Below are 18,344 nucleotides of genomic sequence, written 5' to 3'. Positions count from 1 at the left end.
CCGCCACCGGGTTCGCGAGGGCAAACCGGGTGTGCGACGTCTTTGTCGTGAAGGGGCAACCGCCGTTGGTTACCTGTGTTGAATACTTAGCAAGTCCTGGGCCAATCTGCCGTAGCCGCTGTCGAGGAGGGTTAGCCCAGCAACTCGCTCATGGCGATGATCTGCTCCGCCACCTGGATCAGTTTCTGCTGGCGGCTCATGGCCTGGCGGCGCATCAGGGTGTAGGCCTCTTCCTCGTTGCAGTTCTTCATTTTCATCAGCATGCCTTTGGCCAGTTCGATGCGCTTGCGCTCGGCCAGCTGTTGATCGCGGGCCTGCAGCTGGGCGCGCAGGGCCTGGTCGCTTTCGAAGCGGGCCATGGCCACGTCGAGGATCGGCTGCAGGCGTTGGGCCTGGATACCTTCGACAATGTAGGCGCTGACGCCGGATTTGATGGCCTGGCGCATGACGTCCGGGTCGTGCTCGTCGGTAAACATCACGATCGGATGCGGTCGGTCGCGGCTGACCAGCACCACTTGCTCCATCACATCGCGGCCGGGTGACTCGGTATCGATCAGGATTACGTCCGGCCGCACCGTTTCGACGCGCGCAGGCAGATCGATGGTCAGGCCCGACTCATCGATCACCTCAAACCCGGCCTCGGTCAGTGCCGCCTTGAGGCGCCCGACCTTGCGCGGTGTGTCGTTGATCAACAGGATTCGCAACATATCGGTCCTCCTGTCAGCGCAAGGCGTGGCGGCTGGTGTGGTCAGCCAGGGCATGCAGGCGGAAGCTGCGGGCGTAGGCGGCGGGGGCGGAGCCATCCCAGATCTTGCCGTCGATCAGTTGGCTGCTGCGCATGTCCTGGACGTTCGCGGTGACGCCGACGGCATCGGCTGCCTGGCGATACAGCTCCAGTTGCTGCACTTGGCGGGCAATGCCGAGGTAGTCCGGGTCTTCGCGCAACAGGCCCCAGCGGCGAAACTGGGTCATGAACCACATGCCGTCGGAGAGGTAGGGCACGTTCACCTCGCCATCGGCGAAAAAGCGCAGTGCGTGGGGATCTTGCCACTGGTTGCCAAGCCCATCGTCGTAAGTCCCGAGCAGACGCGGCTCTATGCAGTCGAGTGGCGCGTCGAGGTACTCGCGGGCGCTGAGCAGCTGCGCGGTGGAACGGCGGTTTTCGTGGCTCGCCTCGATAAAGCGGCTGGCCTCCAGAATCGCCATCACCAGTACGCGGGCGGTGTTGGGGTATTGGTCGACGAACGCTTGGGTGCAGCCGAGCACCTTTTCCGGGTGGTCCGGCCAGATCGCCTGGCTGGTTGCCAGGGTGAAGCCCTGGTTCTGCTTCACCGCACTGGCGCTCCAGGGTTCGCCGACACAAAAACCGTCGATGCGCCCGGCCAATAGGTGCGCCACCATTTGCGGTGGCGGTACCACCACACTGTTCACATCCTGCAATGGATGGATACCTTGGCTCGCCAGCCAGTAATACAGCCACATGGCGTGGGTGCCTGTGGGAAACGTCTGGGCGAAGGTCAGTTTTGTTCGGCTTTGGTGCACGTGGCGATCCAGTGCCTCAGGAGTGACCACCCCTTGCTGTTGCAGGTCGTGGGACAGGTTGATGCTCTGCCCGTTCTGGTTCAGCCCCATCAGTACCGCCATATCGGTGGCGGCCACGCCGCCGATGCCCAGGTGTACGGCGTAGATCAGCCCATACAGGCTGTGGGCGGCATCCAGTTCGCCGCTGACCAGTTTGTCGCGCAGGTTGGCCCACGACGACTGACGCTTGAGGTTCAGTGTCAAGCCATAGGGTTGCGCGAAGCCCTGGGTGGCCGCGACCACCAGCGAGGCGCAATCGCTCAAGGCCATGAAGCCCAGGTCGAGGCTGCTCTTTTCCGGGGCGTCACTGCCGTTGACCCAGGCCAGCGGGTCGTTTATCGGGCTGTTGCCGTCCGAATCGTTCATCAACACCTACCTTTTCGTTCAAAAAAAAGCGTCGCTCCCTCAGATGGCGGCGCGAGCCATTGCGGGTAACGACGCCTTTGTCCGTAAGCCCGCTCCGACGTTGGCGCGCGCTCTGATACAGAGTGCATAGCAAGGCACATGCCACGGGCGGAACGGCGTGTTACGCCGTCAACTTTCCATCAAGATTGAAACGCCACAGGCTTTCAGTATGGCCGCTTCCCTATGCCAGACTGCCCAGGAAACCCCACGGTGTACGCTGATTCTCCGACAACGATGGCCGCCCATCGGCTGTGCCGCTGGCTGTTTTACGCGGTGTTGATGCTGGGCTGTGCGTCTGCCCGGGGTGAGACTTACCAGGCGCGGGACGAAAGCCTGCACACGTTTTTCAGCGCGTTGTCGCTGCCTCTCGGCCTGCCGGTCGTTGTCAGCCGGGCGGCGGCTCGGCAACGCGTAGACGGAACCTACGATTTCAGCCGGGCACAGCAGGTGCTGGAGGCGGTAGCCGAGCAGCATCACCTGATCTGGTACAGCGACGGGCAGGTGCTCTACCTCTACGCAGCAGATGAAGCGAAGAGCTCGGCGGTGACGCTGCGGCATATTTCCGTCTCAAGGCTGCGCGAGTTCATGCGTCGCTCGGGGCTCGATGAGTCCCGCTACCCGCTGCGGGAGAGCGGGGGCCGGATGTTCTATGTGTCCGGGCCGGCGAACTATGTCGACCAGGTGCTGCACCTTACGCAATTGATGGACCGCCAGCGGGCCGCGCTCCGTGTGGGCCAGCAGGCGTTTGGCGTGGTGCAGGTGCTCAATACCCATGTGGCGGACCGCGAGTACGTCATGGGCGAGGAAAAGGTCAATGTGCCGGGCATGGCGTCGCTGATCGAGACCGTGCTTTCCCGCGAACAACAGGCGCCCGCGCAACGGCCGCCCGGCTTGCTGGCCGACAAGAGCCTGGCCGTGATTCCTTACCCGGATACCAACAGCCTGCTGATCAAGGGCAAGCCTGCCCAGGTGCGTTTTATCGAGCAATTGGTGGCGGAGCTGGATGTGCCCAAGCGCGCGATCGAGGTTTCGCTGTGGCTGGTGGATGTGGACCGTGACGAACTGAAGAAAATCGACCAGGCCTGGGCCGAGGAAACCCACACATCAACTTCGGCGACCCGGGTGCTGGAGCCGTTGGAGGACAATCGCCTGATGGCGCAGATCGCCGTGCTGGAGCGACGACGGCGCGCGCGGGTGGTGACACTGCCGGTGATTCTCACCCAGGAGAACGTTCCTGCGGTGTTCCAGGATAACCACACACTCTACGTGCCGGGGCCCGCCGCCGCTCGCACCGACTGGAAACCCATACGCTATGGCACCCAGGTCAGCGCGTTGCCGCGGTTTGCCGAGGCGAACGAGATCGAGATGCTGCTGAGCCTTGAGGATGACCGCCAGATGGGCGAGGCGGGGCGGCGTCAGAAAATGACCGCAGTCGGGCGGGTCAGCGTCAGCAGTGTCGTTCGGATGCCACAGGGGAAACGCCTGTGGTTGGGCGGGTTTCGCCGGGATGTTGATGCGCAGGGGCGTGCCACTGCGCCTGGCCAGCGTGCCGAAGTACGGCTGTTTGTGATTCAGGCCCGGGCCGTGGGCAACGAGCTCAAGACCCTGGATGGCACCGTCGGGCCGCCACCGCTGACTCAGCCGCAATACGAACGGGTGCACCGTGCGTTTGCGCGGTCGATTCGCGATGTCGATCAATGAGGTAGGCGCTCGTCATGCATCTGGAAATTCTTTTGCAGGAACAACTGATCACGCGCAAGCGGCTGGCGTTGTTTGCACCGGGGAAAGTGCTGCCGCTGGCACCGGAGGTCATCCATTGCGTGGAAGTGCGCGTCAACGGTCAGTTACTGGCTCTGGGCGAGCTGGTGCAGTTGGAAGACCGCCTGGGGGTTGAGCTGCTTGAGGTCTACCAGGAGTGGGTATCGCCTTAGTTATCAGTTCCAGTGAGATTTCTTACAAGGCGATTCCGGAAAGCCCTGCTGATATGGGCTTTCTCCTAGGGTGGCTCGGGGAGGCTTTTTTTATAGTCGTGCAGTCGGCGTATGCGCCATTTCTGGAAATCAGGATTTCAATGTCAGTGGTTGGATGCAGAGGTGTGTATGGCCGTGGTGAATGATGGAGGGATGACGATTTCCCTGGTCTTTGGCCGCTGGACCCTGCATGGCGATGGACGCTTGACCGGCGAGGACGCGGATATCCAGTTGCCGCCCAAGGAATGGCAAGTGCTGCGCTTGTTGTTGGTGTCCGGTGGTGCGCTGATGACCAAAGACTGTTTGCTTGAAATGGCTTGGCGCCAGGGGGAGGTGTCGGAGGAATCGCTGACACGCTGCATTTATTCGTTGCGTAAACATCTGCGCGCCGACAAAGGGTTTATCAAGACGATCTATGGCAGGGGCTATCGCTTTACATGCCCGGTGCGGCCAGCCGAGCGCGCCTCGTTGCAGCCTATCGATGTTTGTTCGGCCTGTGGCAGGTAGCCCCGGGATGCGCAATGCGTGGCGCAAGGGCCTGTTGCTGGTGGTGCTGATGGGCAGCAATAAGGCGCTGGCGTATTGTTGGGACGAGGTGGCCAGTCGCTACGATCTTGAGCCGGAATTGCTGCAGGCCATTGCCGCCGTAGAGTCGGGTTACCGTGCGGGCGCGATGAATTACAACAATCGCAACGGCTCCCGCGATATCGGCCTGATGCAGATCAACAGCGTTCACTTGCCCCGCTTGCTCAAATTAGGCATCACCGAAGACCGGCTGTTGAGTGAGCCGTGCCTGTCAATAGAGGTCGGGGCCTCGATTCTTGCCGAGTTCGTTCAGCGCTTCGGCTATAACTGGACGGCCATCGGCGCCTACAACGCAGGCCCGGGGCCGGGTCCACAGCGTGAGGCGTTGCGCTTGCAGTACGCACAGAAGGTCTGGGCCCGTTACGAAGCGTTGGTCGCGCATCGCTACTGACGATTGGGCGGCACGCCTCGCACGCAGGCCGCCAGCCCGGCTATAATCGCCGCCACTTATCGCCGCCATCCGAGTCTAGCCCGCCCATGTATACCCTGGCCCGCCAGCTGTTGTTCAAACTCTCCCCGGAGACTTCCCATGATCTGTCCCTGGACCTGATCGGTGCCGGTGGCCGCCTGGGGCTCAATGGCCTGGTATGCAAGGCACCGGCGAAAATGCCGGTTTCGGTGATGGGGCTCGACTTTCCCAACCCGGTCGGGCTGGCTGCCGGCCTGGACAAGAACGGTACGGCCATCGATGGCTTTGCGCAGTTGGGTTTCGGTTTCGTCGAAATCGGCACCGTGACCCCGCGCCCTCAACCGGGCAACCCCAAGCCGCGCATCTTTCGCCTGCCGGAGGCCGAGGCGATCATCAACCGCATGGGCTTCAACAACCTCGGTGTCGATCACCTGCTGTCGCGGGTCCAGGCGGCGAAGTACAAGGGCGTCCTCGGGATCAACATCGGCAAGAATTTCGATACGCCGGTGGAGCGCGCGGTGGATGACTACCTGATCTGCCTGGACAAGGTCTACGCCCACGCCAGCTACGTCACGGTGAACGTCAGCTCGCCCAACACCCCGGGCCTGCGCAGCCTGCAGTTCGGTGACTCCCTCAAGCAATTGCTCGAAGCCTTGCGCCTGCGCCAGGAAGACCTCGCCGTGCGCCATGGCAAGCGTGTGCCGTTGGCGATCAAGATCGCCCCGGACATGACGGATGAAGAAACCGTGCTGGTCGCCCAGGCCCTGGTAGAGTCAGGCATGGATGCGGTGATTGCCACCAACACCACCCTCAGCCGTGTCGGCGTTGAAGGCCTGGCCCATGGCGACGAGGCGGGCGGCTTGTCGGGCGCTCCAGTGCGTGACAAGAGCACGCACATCGTCAAGGTGCTGGCCGCCGAGCTGGCCGGGCGCTTGCCGATCATCGCGGTCGGCGGTATCACCGAAGGCAAGCACGCGGCCGAGAAGATCGCCGCTGGTGCGAGCCTGGTGCAGCTGTATTCCGGCTTTATCTACAAAGGCCCGGCGCTGATTCGCGAGGCGGTGGACGCGATCGCGGCATTGCCCAAAAAGGCCTGACACACGCCCAATAAAAAGGGCTCCTCAAGAGGAGCCCCTGGGCCGAAGCCCGCCGCCTGGATAGGGCGTGCGTGGTTAAGTCGTTAGCTATATTCGTGCTGGTGTCGGAATTGAATGCCCTTGATTAGCCGACCGCGTGAAGTTCGTTGAGTCTGTGGATGCCCGCAGTGCCTGTCATACCGTCCCAGTTGTCGCCGCGTCCTTCTCGCCAGCCGTTGATCCAGGCTTGGCGTACCGACGGTAGAGTAAATGGGCAAAGCTCACGGGATTTGCCATGAACGCCGTATTGATATCCGCGTAAAAATGCTCTTTCCAACGGATCACGCTTAAGTCTTCTCATAGGGTGTTTCCCTCACTTGTTGACTGTCTTGATATCCTTCGGCCTCGTCTGAGGCCGGGCAGAGTTTTTCTGCCGTTGGTGCGGCCCGCTGCCGGCGTGGCGAGCCAATGTGCCAGTGCCGTTGTGGCGCTGACCTGTGTTGAGTTCTAACCAATAGGTCACATGGATTCAATGATCGTTTTGTCATAAGCACGTAACAATAACGATGTTATAGCCATAAGCTGGGATGGCTTTTCGCCCCTTTTATTGGGCAAAGCCGGCTATGATGTGCCTTACGAAGAGAATGGCTTAATCCCTTGCTGAAAAAGCCCGCCCGTTGCAGTCGGTTATTATTCGACGAAGGGTCTGAATATTTCTTTTTGTTGCATAACTTATCTCTCTGCCCCGTCAATCAAGGCCCACAGGCCCGCCAGACGGGGTGGGACGGCACATTCGTGCCACGCGGGCACTCTTCAAGAAAAGTGCTTGATTGAAAACCGAGCCGGCGATGCGTCGCCCGTTCATTTATTGCTGAAAAGCCTGGATTGCCCATGTCGGACCGTTTTGAACTCTTCCTCACCTGCCCCAAGGGCCTCGAAGGCCTGCTGATCGAGGAAGCCGTCGGGCTTGGCCTTGAGGAAGCCCGCGAGCACACCTCGGCCGTGCGCGGCATGGCCGACATGGAAACCGCCTACCGCCTGTGCCTCTGGTCGCGCCTGGCCAACCGCGTGTTGCTGGTCCTCAAGCGCTTCCCGATGAAGGACGCCGAAGACCTCTACCATGGCGTGCTGGATATCGACTGGGCCGATCACATGGTCCCGGACGGCAGCCTGGCGGTGGAGTTCAGCGGTCACGGCTCGGGCATCGACAACACCCACTTCGGCGCGCTGAAGGTCAAGGATGCGATTGTCGACAAGCTGCGCACCCCGACCGGCGAGCGTCCGTCCATCGACAAGATCAACCCGGACCTGCGCATCCACCTGCGCCTGGACCGTGGCGAAGCGATTCTCTCCCTCGACCTGTCCGGCCACAGCCTGCACCAGCGCGGTTACCGCCTGCAGCAGGGCGCGGCACCGTTGAAGGAAAACCTCGCTGCAGCCATCCTGATCCGTGCCGGCTGGCCGCGCATCGCTGCGGAAGGCGGCGCGTTGACCGACCCGATGTGCGGCGTCGGCACCTTCCTGGTGGAAGGCGCGATGATCGCCGCCGATATGGCGCCCAACCTCAATCGCGAACTGTGGGGTTTCACCACCTGGCTCGGTCACGTCCCGGCGTTGTGGAAGAAACTGCACACCGAGGCCAGCGAGCGCGCTGCCATCGGCATGAACAAGCCGCCGTTGTGGATTCGTGGCTACGAAGCCGATCCGCGCTTGATCCAGCCTGCTCGCAACAACATCGAGCGTGCCGGTCTCAGCCATTGGATCAAGGTGTACCAGGGCGAAGTCGGCACGTTCGAGCCGCGCCCGGACCAGAACCAGAAAGGCCTGGTGATCTGCAACCCGCCCTACGGCGAGCGCCTGGGCGACGAAGCGAGCCTGTTGTACCTCTACCAGAACCTCGGCGAGCGTCTGCGCCAGGCATGCATGGGCTGGGAGGCGGCGGTATTCACCGGCGCGCCGGACCTGGGCAAGCGCATGGGCATCCGCAGTCACAAGCAGTATTCGTTCTGGAACGGCGCTTTGCCGTGCAAATTGCTGCTGATCAAGGTCAACCCGGACCAGTTCGTCACCGGCGAGCGCCGCACCCCGGAGCAGCGCCAGGCCGAACGTGAACAAGCCGCCTACGACCAGGCCCCGACCGAGCCGCAAGAGCGTCAGTACAACAAGAACGGCAACCCGATCAAACCTGCACCGGCGCCGGCCCCTGTGGTCGAACAGGCGCGCCTGAGCGAAGGCGGGCAGATGTTTGCCAACCGCCTGCAAAAGAACCTCAAGCAACTGGGCAAGTGGGCCAAGCGTGAGGGCGTGGATTGCTACCGCGTCTACGATGCCGACATGCCGGAATATTCCATGGCCATCGACCTGTATCACGATTGGGTCCATGTGCAGGAATACGCCGCGCCGAAATCCATCGACCCGGAAAAAGCCTCCGCGCGCATGTTCGACGCATTGGCGGCCATTCCCCAGGCGCTGAACATCGACAAGAGCCGCGTGGTGGTCAAGCGCCGCGAGCGTCAGAGCGGCACCAAGCAGTACGAACGCCAGAGCGCCCAGGGTAAGTTTACCGAGGTCAGCGAAGGCGGCGTGAAGCTGCTGGTCAACCTCACCGACTACCTCGACACCGGCCTGTTCCTCGACCACCGGCCGATGCGTATGCGTATCCAGAAAGAGGCGGCCGGCAAGCGTTTCCTCAACCTGTATTGCTACACCGCCACCGCCAGCGTGCATGCGGCCAAGGGCGGCGCGCGCACCACGACCAGCGTCGACCTGTCCAAGACCTACCTGGACTGGGCGCGCCGCAACTTCTCCCTCAACGGTTTCTCCGACAAGAACCGCCTGGAGCAGGGTGATGTGATGGCGTGGCTGGAAGCCAGTCGCGATGAGTTCGACCTGATCTTCATCGACCCGCCGACCTTCTCCAACTCCAAGCGCATGGAAGGGATCTTCGACGTGCAGCGCGACCACGTGCAACTGCTCGACCTCGCCATGGCGCGCCTGGCACCGGGCGGCGTGCTGTACTTCTCGAACAACTTCCGCAAGTTCGTGCTTGAGGACAACCTCAGCGAACGCTACGCGGTCGAGGAGATCAGCGACAAGACCCTCGACCCGGATTTTGCGCGTAACGCGAAGATCCATCGGGCCTGGAAAATCACTGCTCGCTGATTGCTCCACCCATCAGCCGCAAGCCTGGAATTATCCGGTCTTGCGGCTTTTTTACGCTGGTCAAACGGAGGGCCGCTCGCTATAACTAAATGTCCGGCCAAAGTGATCCCCCCACACGCTGGCGTTGTGAGTGTTGCCTATGCCGTTGCAAGCCGTTCGCCCGAAGATCCTAGGTTTTATCAATGAGCAGGTATCGGCTTGGTTGATGGCATTGGTGGTGTTTCTGGGCGGTAGCGCCTTGACGATCATCGTCGCCTGGGCGACATCCGACCTCTATCAACAGCAGGGGCGCCAGCGTTTCCAGCTGTTGGTCAATGAGCGATTCACCCGTCTGCAGGAGCGTTTCGAGGATCAGGAGCAACGCCTGACCAGCCTGCAACGCTTCTTCGTCAATTCCAATGATGTGTCCCGCGACGAGTTCGACGGTTTCGCCCAGCCTTTGCTGCTGCGTTCCCGGGCCTACGCCTGGGCGCCGCGGGTTATGCGTGATCAGCGCGCTCAGTTTGAACAGGACGTATCGCGCCAGCGCGGTCTGCCGTTCAGCATACGGGAACTGAATTCACGCGGTGAGTTGGCCCCGGCGGTGGAGCGCGATGAATACGTGCCGGTCCTGTACAGCCAGACCCGAAGCCTGCTCGGTTCGCCGCTGGGCTTTGACCTGCTGGCCCAGCCGCTGCGGCGCTCGACCCTGGAGCGCGCACAAGCGAGCGGCAAGCTGGCCGTGTCCCAGCCCATGCAGTTGGTGGGGGTGGAACCGGCCTATGCCACCGGGGTGTTATTGGTCGCGCCGGTCGTCTCCCCGGGCGGAACAGAACCCTACGGCTTTGTGATGGCCGTGATCAGCATGCGCCAGTTGATGGCCGACGGCTTGCCCAAGTCGGATCGCGATAATCTGGTGACGCAGATCGTCGACACTTCCGACCAGCAAGGGCGCCTGTTGTACGAATCCAGCAATGCCCTGGCCGACAGCGATCTGGTCGCCGCGCGTCGCCTCACCCTCGGCGATCATGTCTACGCCCTGAACCTGCGCCCCAGCCAGGTGTTCGAACAGGGCAACGGCTCGTCGTTGGTCCCGATCCTGGCCGTGGGCGGGCTCTTCAGCCTGTTGCTCAGTGTCTTGCTCTATATGTTGGTCAGCCAGCGTCAGCGCGCCTTGAAACTGGTGGAGCAGCGTACCGTGCAGCTACGCCTGCGCGAGCAGGAACTGCGCAGCGCCCATGGCCAGTTACGCAGTGTGCTGAACGCCGCGACGCAGGTTGCGATCATTGCCACCGACTTGCACGGCGTGATCAACACCTTCAACGCCGGTGCCGAGCAGATGCTGGGGTTCAAGGCCGAGCACATACTCGGCCGCTCGACCCTGGAGAGCCTGCATGTGGCGGCGGAGCTGGATGTGCGTGCGGCGAGTCTGAGCATTGCATTGGGCCGGCGAATCCCGCCGAGCCAGGCGATGCTGGTGGAAAGCCCGGGCAGCCCGCACGAGGCGCGCGAGTGGACCTTGGTGCGCGAGGATGGCAGCCGTTTGACGGTGAATATGTTGGGCACCGTGTTGCTGGATGACCATGGCTTATGGGTCGGGCACCTGGCGATGTACCTGGATGTCACCGAGCAAAAACGCGCCTACGAGGCCCTGGCCGTGCGCGACCGTCTGCTGAAAAAGCTCAGCGCCCATGTCCCGGGCGGGATCTTCCAATTCACTCTGGAACCCCAGGACAAGTGGCGGTTTGTCTACGCCAGTGATGGCATGCGCGATATCTATGAGATCGACACAGGGGTGCTGCAACGGGATGCAACGCAGGTCTTGGAGCGCATCCACCCGCTGGACGTCGAGCGGGTGCGTGCGTCGATCCGCTTATCCGCGCTGCAATTGAGCCACTGGCGCGAAGAGTACCGCGTGCAATTGCCGCAACGGGGCCTGCGCTGGATTCGCGGTGAGGCCACGCCGGAAGAACTGCCGGGCGGCGGTACGCTGTGGCATGGCTATGTGTCGGACATTTCCGATCTCAAGCGCGTGGAAGAAGAACTGCGCGCGCTGTCCATCACCGATGCCCTCACCGGGATCCATAACCGTCGGTATTTCCAGGATCGTCTCAAGGCTGAGATGGTCCGCCTCAATCGCACCTCGGGGGCGTTGTCGGTGATCATGCTGGATATCGATCACTTCAAGCGTATCAACGACCAGTACGGCCATGCGGTCGGCGACGGGGTGTTGCAGGAACTGTGCAAGCGCATCAGCCAGCGCTTGCGCCGCTCCGATGTGTTCTGTCGCCTGGGTGGCGAGGAGTTCATGGTGTTGTGCCCCAACACCGACGGCGCCCAGGCCTACGGTTTGGCGATGGAGCTATGGCGGGCGCTGCGCGATGCGCCGATGGGGACGGTGGGAGTCGTCACCGCCAGCTTCGGGGTGGCCAGTTGGCGGGTCGATGAGGGGATCGACGGGTTACTGCTGCGCGCGGATTCGGCGGTGTACGTGGCCAAGCAGGCGGGCAGGGATCGGGTCGAAGCGGAACGCTTGCCGGTGTGAATGTCGACGTCGTACACAACCTGTGGGCGCGGGTTTGCCCACAGGTTGTGGCGGTGTCTAGAGGACTGGCGCCGCTGCCGCCAGCTTCGGCTGGCGGTACAGGTCCAGCAGCACCTGGTCGAGCACCGACGACGCACCCCACGGCTTCGGATCGTTGAGGATCGCCACCACCACCCAGGTATTGCCGTTGTTGTCGCGGCTGAACCCGGCGATGGCGCGCACGGTGTTCAAGGTACCGGTCTTGACGTGGGCTTCACCGCGCATGGCGGTGGTCTTCAGGCGTTTACGCATGGTGCCGTCGGTGCCGGCGATTGGCATCGAGCTGATGTATTCCGCGGCGTAGGGGCTTCTCCACGCGGCTTGCAACATGGCTGCCATCTCACGCGCGCTGACGCGTTCGGCACGGGACAGGCCCGAACCGTTCTCCATCACCAGGTGCGGTGAGGTGATGCCTTTTTTCGCCAGCCACTGGCGTACCACGCGTTGCGCGGCCTTGGCATCGTCGCCGTCGGCGTCGTTGCGGAACTGCGCGCCCAGGCTCAGGAACAACTGCTGGGCCATGGTGTTGTTACTGTATTTGTTGATGTCGCGGATGATTTCCGCCAGGTCCGGCGAGAAGGCCCGCGCCAGTACCTTGGCGTCCTTGGGCACCGGTGCCTGGATGTCACGGCCCTGGATGGTGCCGCCCAACTCCTGCCAGATCGCCCGCACGGCGCCGGCGGTGTACGTGGCGTGGTCGAGCAACGACAAGTAGGTCTGCGAGCTGCAGCCATCGCCCAACTGGCCGCTGACGGTCACGGTGATGCTGCCATCCGCCGCCGTCACCGGGTTGTAGCGCACGTCGCCGGTACATTGCTTGGCGTTGGACGCCTTGACCTGATTGTCGATGCGAATGCTGGCGATCGGCGGCTCGACCGACACGATCACGCGTCCCGAATCGTTGCGGGTCACGAAGCGCAGGGCCTTGAGGTTGACCAGCAAGGCATCGGGCTTGACCAGGAACGGTTTGTTCTCGTCATTGCCGTCGTCATTGAATTCCGGCAGTTGCGGCGGGATAAAGAAGCTACGGTCCAGCACCAGATCGCCGGTGACTTGCTGCACGCCATTGGCCCGCAGGTCGCGCATCAGCAGCCAGAGTTTTTCCATGTTCAGCTTGGGATCGCCGCCGCCCTTGAGGTACAGGTTGCCGCGCAATACACCACCGCTGAGGGTGCCGTCGGTGTAGAACTCGGTCTTCCACTGGTGGTTGGGGCCGAGCATTTCCAGGGCTGCGTAGGTGGTGACCAGCTTCATGGTGGAGGCCGGGTTCACCGAGACGTCGGCATTGAAGACGGTGGGGGGGCCGGGGCCGTTCAACGGCAGCATCACCAGGGACAATGCGGTGTTCTGCAACTTGGCCTTCTGCAGGGCCTGTGCAACGTTGGGTGGCAGGGTGTTATTGATCGGGGCGGCGGTGGCGGAAAAAGCCAGCGGCAGGAGAACGCCGGCAAGGAGCAATGGACGCAAAGATTTGATCATAAGGAATAAAACCCTACTGCTGAGGAGGGTGAAAAAGGCGAGGGGTATGTAAGAAAATCCCTCAGTAGTCATGAAAGTGTCGGCATTATGCCCCAAGCTGGAACCACTTGTAGCTGAACGATAGCTGCTAATCGGGGTTTTTTTTCCAGGCATTTCGCCGCCTGTCCCAGAGAGTCGGGCAATCGCTGCCTTAAGCTGCTAAAGTGCCGCCCGTTATTACTTATGAGGATTGTTCCAATGGCGACTAACCGTTCCCAGCGTCTGCGCAAAAAACTGTGCGTTGATGAATTTCAAGAGCTGGGTTTCGAACTGAACCTGGACTTCAACGAAGGCCTGAGTGAAGAAGCTATCGACGCTTTCCTCGAAGCATTCATCAAAGAAGCCATGGAAGCCAACGGTCTGGGCTATGTCGGCGGCGATGACTACGGTCTGGTTTGCCTGCAGAAGCGTGGCTCGGTCTCCGAAGCGCAGCGTGCTGCCGTTGACGCCTGGCTGAAAACCCGTTCCGAGCTGACCAAGGCTGAAGTCAGCCCGTTGATGGACGTGTGGTATCCGGAAAAGCCGATCAACGCGGCTAAGTGATACTAAACAAAACGGCGACCTGAGGGTCGCCGTTTTTTTATGCCTTGCGCCAGTTCAGAATCAGCAGCGTCAACACCCCCGCCACGATCCCCCAGAACGCCGACCCGATGGAAAACAACGTCAAGCCTGACGCGGTGACCATAAAGGTGATCAGCGCCGCTTCCCGTTCCTTCGGCTCATTCATGGCGATGCTCAAGCCATTGATGATCGAGCCAAACAACGCCAATGCCGCAATCGACAGCACCAGTTCCTTGGGCAATGCTGCGAACAAGGCCGCCAATGTGGCGCCGAACACCCCGGCAATGCCGTAGAACACGCCACACCAGACTGCCGCCGTGTAGCGCTTGTTACGGTCTTCATGGGCGTGGGGTCCGGTGCAGATCGCCGCACTGATCGCCGCCAGGTTGATGCCGTGGGAGCCGAACGGCGCCAGCACCAGCGAGGCCAGGCCGGTGACGGTGATCAGCGGCGACGCTGGCACGTTATAGCCGTCGGCGCGCAACACTGCGACGCCCGGCATGTTTTGCGAGGTCATCGCCACCACGAACAGCGGGATGCCGATGCTGATGGTCGCCGCCAGCGAGAAGTGCGGTGTGGTCCAGACCGGCGTTGCCACTTCCAGGTGAAAGCCGCTGAAATCCAGGAGCCCCATCAGCCCGGACAGCACGCTGCCGATCACCAGCGCGGCGAGTACCGCATACCGCGGCGACAGGCGTTTGATGAGCAGGTAGGTGAAAAACATCCCCAGCACCAGGCCGGTGCGATGCTGCGCGGCGACGAAAATCTCGCTGCCGATCTTGAACAGAATCCCCGCCAGCAAGGCCGCCGCCAGCGACGCCGGGATGCGTCTGACCAGTTTTTCGAAGCTGCCGGTCAGCCCGCAGAGCGTCACCAGCACCGCGCAGGTGATGTAGGCGCCGATGGCTTCGCCGTAACTGACGCCGCCGAGGCTGGTGATCAACAGCGCTGCGCCGGGTGTCGACCAGGCAATGGTGATCGGTGTGCGGTAGCGCAGGGACAGGCCGATGCTGCACACCGCCATGCCGATGGAAATCGCCCAGATCCACGAGGAAATCTGCGCGCTGGTCAAACCGGCGGCTTGGCCGGCCTGGAACATGAGCACCAGGGAGCTGGTATAGCCGGTCATCATGGCGATGAAACCGGCGACGATGGCCGAGGGAGAAGTGTCGGCCAGTGGGCGCAAGGGCGCTTGGGTGGCGTCGGTCATGGCGAGGTGTTCCTTTTACCTGGGAGTTTGCCAGTGAAGGCGCAGATTCAAGCCTAAACTCAAACGTAACGACTCATTGCAATACAGCCGGGCTCGCAAACAGCCGTACAGTGTGTTGGCGCATGGGGTTGTGTACAATGTGCGCTGATTTTAGCTGATACTTGCCAGCGCCTCTTTGTTGCCGTATTACCGTTAATTCGCCGCCGTTCTCCCGATCCGAGTGCCCATGAACGAACAGTTGCAACCTCTCAAGAAACAACCGCGAGCCAGCAAGACCGGCCGCAGCGGAACCCAGGACGATATCGTCTACGCGCATATCTTCGAGGCGATTCTCGAACAACGCCTGGCACCCGGTACCAAATTGAGCGAAGAGGCACTCGGCGAAATCTTTGGCGTGAGCCGCACCATCATTCGCCGCGCGCTGTCGCGCCTGGCCCATGAAGGCGTGGTACTGCTGCGGCCCAATCGCGGCGCGGTGGTGGCCAGCCCGAGTGTCGAAGAAGCGCGCCAGGTGTTCCTGGCCCGGCGCCTGGTCGAGCGGGCGATCACGGAGCTGGCGGTGCAGCACGCCACGGCGGAGCAGTTGGCCGAGTTGCGGCAGATGGTCAACGACGAACGCGACAGCTTCTCCCGCGGCGATCGCGGTGCCGGTATCCGCCTTTCCGGCGAATTCCATCTGAAGCTGGCCGAAGCGGCGAAGAACGCGCCGCTGATCAGCTTCCAGCGCAGCCTGGTGTCCCAGACCTCATTGATCATCGCGCAGTACGAAAGCGGCAACCGCTCGCACTGTTCCTACGATGAACACAGTCAGTTGATTGATGCGATCGAAGCCCGAGACGCGGCGCTGGCAGTGAATTTGATGATGCATCACATGGATCATATCGACAGCAAGCTCAACCTCGACGAGGAAAGCGCGTCGGATGATTTGCATGCGGTGTTCTCGCATTTGTTGCAGAGCAAGAAGCCGGGGCGTTCGTCGGTCAAACTCTAAGCCCGATCAAAAAATGTGGGAGGGGGCTTGCCCCCTCCCACATTTGGGTTTGTGGCATATCTGAAATTAGCGTTGGTGGACCAGATTACCGGCCGCATAGGTCTGCAACACCGCCCGGTCATCCCCCAACGTCATCAATACAAACAACCTCTCGGCAATGTCCTTGGCCTGCTTCATGCGATAGCTGAGCAGTGGCGTGGCGTTGTAATCCAGCACCAGGAAGTCCGCATCGGTACCCGGCTGCAACGTGCCGATCTTGTCCTCCAACCGCAGCGCCCGCGCACCGCCCAGGGTGGCCAGGTACAGCGACTTGAACGGGCTCAGTCGCGCGCCTTGCAGTTGCATGACCTTGTAGGCTTCGTTCAACGTCTGCAGCAACGAGAAGCTGGTGCCGCCGCCGACGTCAGTGCCCAGGCCCACGTTGAGTTTGTGCTTCTCGGCCATCGGCAGGTTGAACAGCCCGCTGCCGAGGAACAGGTTCGAGGTCGGGCAGAATGCGACTGCCGAGCCGGTCTGCGCCAACCGCGCGCATTCGTCATCGCACAGATGCACGCCGTGGGCAAACACCGAGCGTTCGCCCAATAGCTGGTAGTGGTCGTACACATCCAGGTAGCCGCTGCGCTCGGGGAACAGCTCGTTGACCCACTCGACTTCCTGCTTGTTCTCACTGATGTGCGTCTGCATGTACAGGTCGGGGTATTCGCCCAGCAGTTGCCCGGCCAGCGCCAATTGCTGCGGCGTGCTGGTAGGTGCGAAGCGCGGCGTCACCGCATAGTGCAGGCGGCCCTTGCCGTGCCAGCGTTCGATCAGCGCCTTGCTCTCCTGGTAGCCGGATTCGGCGGTGTCGGTCAGGTAGTCGGGGGCGTTGCGGTCCATCATCACCTTGCCGGCGATCATGCGCAGGTCGAGTTTTTCGGCGGCCTCGAAGAATGCCTGCACCGATTGCGGATGCACGCTGCCGAACACCAGCGCGGTGGTGGTGCCGTTGCGCAGCAGTTCCTTGATGAAAATCTCCGCGACGTCCTCAGCATGGGCCTTGTCGGCGAACTGGCGCTCGCAGGGGAAGGTGTAGGTGTTGAGCCAGTCCAGCAACTGTTCGCCATAAGCGCCGACCATGCCGGTTTGCGGCAGGTGGATATGCGTATCGATCAGCCCGGGGGTGATCAGCGCGTCCTGGTAGTGGGTGATTTCGACCTCGGCGGGCAGGTGCGGCAGCAGGTCGTGGGCGTGGCCCAGGGCGCTGATCCGGCCGTTGTCGATGACCAGCAGGCCGTCTTCGAAATACTCATAGGACGCCTCAATCCCCACTTCGGCGGGGTCGGCGAGGCTGTGCAGGATGGCGGCGCGGTAGGCTTTGCGAGTCGAAGGCATGGTGATCTCAATTTAGATAGCTTGGCTGCGACGCGAAGCCGGCAGCAGTTGGGCAATGGGTTCGGCGCTCGCGGTGTGCTGGCCGAAATGGGCGTTATAGGTGGCGATGATTTCGCCGGCGATGGAGATGGCGATTTCCACCGGCAATTTGCCCTTCACTTCGCTAAGGCCCATGGGACAGCGCATGCGTTGCAGTTGTGCGGCGTCGACGCCGCGATCCCGCAGGCGGTGCTCGAACTTGACGCGCTTGGTCTTTGAACCGATCAGGCCGAAGTAGGCAAAGTCATTGCGCTTGAGCAGGGCGGCGCTGAGTTCCAGGTCCAGCGCGTGATTGTGGGTCATCACGATGCAGTAACTGCCTACGGGCAGGTCGGCAATTTCGTCGACCGGTTCTTCGCTGACGATTTTGCGCACGCCTTGTGGGATGTATTCCGGGAACTCTTGCTCGCGCGAATCGATCCAGCGCACCCGGCACGGCAGGCTCGCCAGCAACGGCACCAGGGCGCGGCCGACGTGGCCGGCGCCAAATACGGCGATCTGTGCCTGCACCTGGCCCATGGGTTCGAACAGCAGCACGGTCGCGCCGCCGCAGCACTGGCCCAGGCTCGCGCCGAGGCTGAAGCGCTCCAGATGGGTGTGTTGCTGGCCGCGGGCGAGCATGTCGCGGGCGATCTGCATCGCTTTGTATTCCAGGTGCCCGCCGCCGATGGTGTCGAACGTGTGTGCGGCACTGATGACCATCTTCGAACCGGCATTGCGCGGCGTGGAGCCGAGCTCTTCGATGATGGTCACCAGCACGCAGGGTTCGCCCTGGTTTTGCAGGTTGGCGAGGGCGCTGATCCAGTTGTTCATGTCTACCTCAACATTTCTGTTGTCAGTTCTACCGTCATCGGGGCAAGCCCCCTCCCACACTTGAATGTATTCACAGATCAAAAATGTGGG

At 61.9% G+C, this 18,344-nt stretch carries 16 protein-coding genes; 9 read left to right on the top strand and 7 right to left on the bottom strand.

Annotation, left to right across the window (positions count from 1 at the left end; all coding sequences use genetic code 11):
• Nucleotides 1-131: 131 nt before the first annotated feature.
• Nucleotides 132-707, bottom strand: coding sequence for an ANTAR domain-containing response regulator (locus JN756_RS24235; protein ID WP_046382429.1), 576 nt, complete (start codon nucleotides 705-707; stop codon nucleotides 132-134).
• Between the two features lie 13 nt (nucleotides 708-720).
• Nucleotides 721-1,947, bottom strand: coding sequence for a CmpA/NrtA family ABC transporter substrate-binding protein (locus JN756_RS24230; RefSeq protein WP_017845216.1), 1,227 nt, complete (start codon nucleotides 1,945-1,947; stop codon nucleotides 721-723).
• Nucleotides 1,948-2,220: 273 nt separating this feature from the next.
• Between JN756_RS24230 and sctC the strand changes: the two genes are divergently transcribed.
• From sctC to JN756_RS24205, 5 genes are all read left to right on the top strand, one after another.
• Entirely contained in the window at nucleotides 2,221-3,687 is a 1,467-nt protein-coding gene (sctC, locus tag JN756_RS24225) for a type III secretion system outer membrane ring subunit SctC (protein WP_057003807.1), read from the top strand.
• Nucleotides 3,688-3,701: 14 nt separating this feature from the next.
• Complete coding sequence (locus tag JN756_RS24220; protein WP_017845218.1) at nucleotides 3,702-3,917, top strand: FliM/FliN family flagellar motor switch protein; 216 nt, start codon at nucleotides 3,702-3,704, stop codon at nucleotides 3,915-3,917.
• A gap of 168 nt (nucleotides 3,918-4,085) precedes the next feature.
• Nucleotides 4,086-4,463 (top strand): winged helix-turn-helix domain-containing protein, encoded by a 378-nt coding sequence (locus JN756_RS24215; protein ID WP_057003808.1) that lies wholly within the window; start codon nucleotides 4,086-4,088, stop codon nucleotides 4,461-4,463.
• Nucleotides 4,464-4,470: 7 nt separating this feature from the next.
• Entirely contained in the window at nucleotides 4,471-4,932 is a 462-nt protein-coding gene (locus tag JN756_RS24210) for a transglycosylase SLT domain-containing protein (protein WP_046382433.1), read from the top strand.
• An 86-nt stretch (nucleotides 4,933-5,018) separates the two neighbouring features.
• Nucleotides 5,019-6,047, top strand: a complete 1,029-nt coding sequence (locus JN756_RS24205; RefSeq protein ID WP_046382434.1) for a quinone-dependent dihydroorotate dehydrogenase — start codon at nucleotides 5,019-5,021, stop codon at nucleotides 6,045-6,047.
• A gap of 124 nt (nucleotides 6,048-6,171) precedes the next feature.
• Here JN756_RS24205 and rmf read toward each other — a convergent pair whose 3' ends face one another.
• Complete coding sequence (gene rmf, locus JN756_RS24200; RefSeq protein ID WP_002553055.1) at nucleotides 6,172-6,387, bottom strand: ribosome modulation factor; 216 nt, start codon at nucleotides 6,385-6,387, stop codon at nucleotides 6,172-6,174.
• A 530-nt stretch (nucleotides 6,388-6,917) separates the two neighbouring features.
• Here rmf and rlmKL point away from each other — a divergent pair.
• Together rlmKL and JN756_RS24190 are read left to right on the top strand one after the other, a co-directional pair.
• On the top strand, nucleotides 6,918-9,188 hold the full coding sequence (rlmKL, locus tag JN756_RS24195) for a bifunctional 23S rRNA (guanine(2069)-N(7))-methyltransferase RlmK/23S rRNA (guanine(2445)-N(2))-methyltransferase RlmL (protein ID WP_017845222.1): 2,271 nt from the start codon (nucleotides 6,918-6,920) through the stop codon (nucleotides 9,186-9,188).
• Nucleotides 9,189-9,327: 139 nt separating this feature from the next.
• Nucleotides 9,328-11,712, top strand: coding sequence for a sensor domain-containing diguanylate cyclase (locus tag JN756_RS24190; RefSeq protein WP_201021438.1), 2,385 nt, complete (start codon nucleotides 9,328-9,330; stop codon nucleotides 11,710-11,712).
• A 57-nt stretch (nucleotides 11,713-11,769) separates the two neighbouring features.
• On the opposite strand, the gene dacB is transcribed toward JN756_RS24190, so the two are convergent.
• Nucleotides 11,770-13,230 carry a D-alanyl-D-alanine carboxypeptidase/D-alanyl-D-alanine endopeptidase gene (gene dacB, locus JN756_RS24185; protein ID WP_201021437.1) on the bottom strand — a complete coding sequence of 487 codons (1,461 nt, stop codon included), beginning with the start codon at nucleotides 13,228-13,230 and terminating at the stop codon, nucleotides 11,770-11,772.
• A 237-nt stretch (nucleotides 13,231-13,467) separates the two neighbouring features.
• Between dacB and JN756_RS24180 the strand changes: the two genes are divergently transcribed.
• Nucleotides 13,468-13,812 (top strand): YggL family protein, encoded by a 345-nt coding sequence (locus tag JN756_RS24180; protein ID WP_046382438.1) that lies wholly within the window; start codon nucleotides 13,468-13,470, stop codon nucleotides 13,810-13,812.
• Nucleotides 13,813-13,849: 37 nt separating this feature from the next.
• Here JN756_RS24180 and JN756_RS24175 read toward each other — a convergent pair whose 3' ends face one another.
• The gene (locus JN756_RS24175; RefSeq protein WP_046382439.1) at nucleotides 13,850-15,040 is read right to left on the bottom strand and encodes a benzoate/H(+) symporter BenE family transporter; all 1,191 of its coding nucleotides are present in this window, start codon (nucleotides 15,038-15,040) and stop codon (nucleotides 13,850-13,852) included.
• A 226-nt stretch (nucleotides 15,041-15,266) separates the two neighbouring features.
• On the opposite strand from JN756_RS24175, the gene JN756_RS24170 reads away from it, so the two are divergent.
• A complete protein-coding gene (locus tag JN756_RS24170) occupies nucleotides 15,267-16,031 on the top strand; it encodes a GntR family transcriptional regulator (RefSeq protein WP_046382440.1) in 765 nt (254 codons plus the stop codon).
• A 66-nt stretch (nucleotides 16,032-16,097) separates the two neighbouring features.
• Here the strand turns inward: JN756_RS24170 and guaD are convergent, their stop codons facing one another.
• Nucleotides 16,098-17,402 carry a guanine deaminase gene (gene guaD / locus JN756_RS24165; protein ID WP_057003812.1) on the bottom strand — a complete coding sequence of 435 codons (1,305 nt, stop codon included), beginning with the start codon at nucleotides 17,400-17,402 and terminating at the stop codon, nucleotides 16,098-16,100.
• Nucleotides 17,403-17,414: 12 nt separating this feature from the next.
• Nucleotides 17,415-18,254, bottom strand: a complete 840-nt coding sequence (gene xdhC, locus JN756_RS24160; RefSeq protein WP_108524751.1) for a xanthine dehydrogenase accessory protein XdhC — start codon at nucleotides 18,252-18,254, stop codon at nucleotides 17,415-17,417.
• Between the last annotated feature and the right edge of the window lie 90 nt (nucleotides 18,255-18,344).

The organism is Pseudomonas sp. Y39-6 (assembly GCF_023651955.1).
Taxonomy (GTDB): Bacteria; Pseudomonadota; Gammaproteobacteria; order Pseudomonadales; family Pseudomonadaceae; genus Aquipseudomonas; species Aquipseudomonas veronii.
This window is presented reverse-complemented; position numbering and strand designations above follow the sequence as displayed.

Excerpts from the sequence above, each read along its gene's own strand:
- JN756_RS24235 (WP_046382429.1), bottom strand. The coding sequence starts at position 707 with ATGTTGCGAATCCTGTTGATCAACGACACACCGCGCAAGGTCGGGCGC.
- JN756_RS24230 (WP_017845216.1), bottom strand. The coding sequence starts at position 1,947 with ATGAACGATTCGGACGGCAACAGCCCGATAAACGACCCGCTGGCCTGG.
- sctC (WP_057003807.1), top strand. The coding sequence starts at position 2,221 with ATGGCCGCCCATCGGCTGTGCCGCTGGCTGTTTTACGCGGTGTTGATG.
- JN756_RS24220 (WP_017845218.1), top strand. The coding sequence starts at position 3,702 with ATGCATCTGGAAATTCTTTTGCAGGAACAACTGATCACGCGCAAGCGG.
- JN756_RS24215 (WP_057003808.1), top strand. The coding sequence starts at position 4,086 with ATGGCCGTGGTGAATGATGGAGGGATGACGATTTCCCTGGTCTTTGGC.
- JN756_RS24210 (WP_046382433.1), top strand. The coding sequence starts at position 4,471 with ATGCGCAATGCGTGGCGCAAGGGCCTGTTGCTGGTGGTGCTGATGGGC.
- JN756_RS24205 (WP_046382434.1), top strand. The coding sequence starts at position 5,019 with ATGTATACCCTGGCCCGCCAGCTGTTGTTCAAACTCTCCCCGGAGACT.
- rmf (WP_002553055.1), bottom strand. The coding sequence starts at position 6,387 with ATGAGAAGACTTAAGCGTGATCCGTTGGAAAGAGCATTTTTACGCGGA.
- rlmKL (WP_017845222.1), top strand. The coding sequence starts at position 6,918 with ATGTCGGACCGTTTTGAACTCTTCCTCACCTGCCCCAAGGGCCTCGAA.
- JN756_RS24190 (WP_201021438.1), top strand. The coding sequence starts at position 9,328 with ATGCCGTTGCAAGCCGTTCGCCCGAAGATCCTAGGTTTTATCAATGAG.
- dacB (WP_201021437.1), bottom strand. The coding sequence starts at position 13,230 with ATGATCAAATCTTTGCGTCCATTGCTCCTTGCCGGCGTTCTCCTGCCG.
- JN756_RS24180 (WP_046382438.1), top strand. The coding sequence starts at position 13,468 with ATGGCGACTAACCGTTCCCAGCGTCTGCGCAAAAAACTGTGCGTTGAT.
- JN756_RS24175 (WP_046382439.1), bottom strand. The coding sequence starts at position 15,040 with ATGACCGACGCCACCCAAGCGCCCTTGCGCCCACTGGCCGACACTTCT.
- JN756_RS24170 (WP_046382440.1), top strand. The coding sequence starts at position 15,267 with ATGAACGAACAGTTGCAACCTCTCAAGAAACAACCGCGAGCCAGCAAG.
- guaD (WP_057003812.1), bottom strand. The coding sequence starts at position 17,402 with ATGCCTTCGACTCGCAAAGCCTACCGCGCCGCCATCCTGCACAGCCTC.
- xdhC (WP_108524751.1), bottom strand. The coding sequence starts at position 18,254 with ATGAACAACTGGATCAGCGCCCTCGCCAACCTGCAAAACCAGGGCGAA.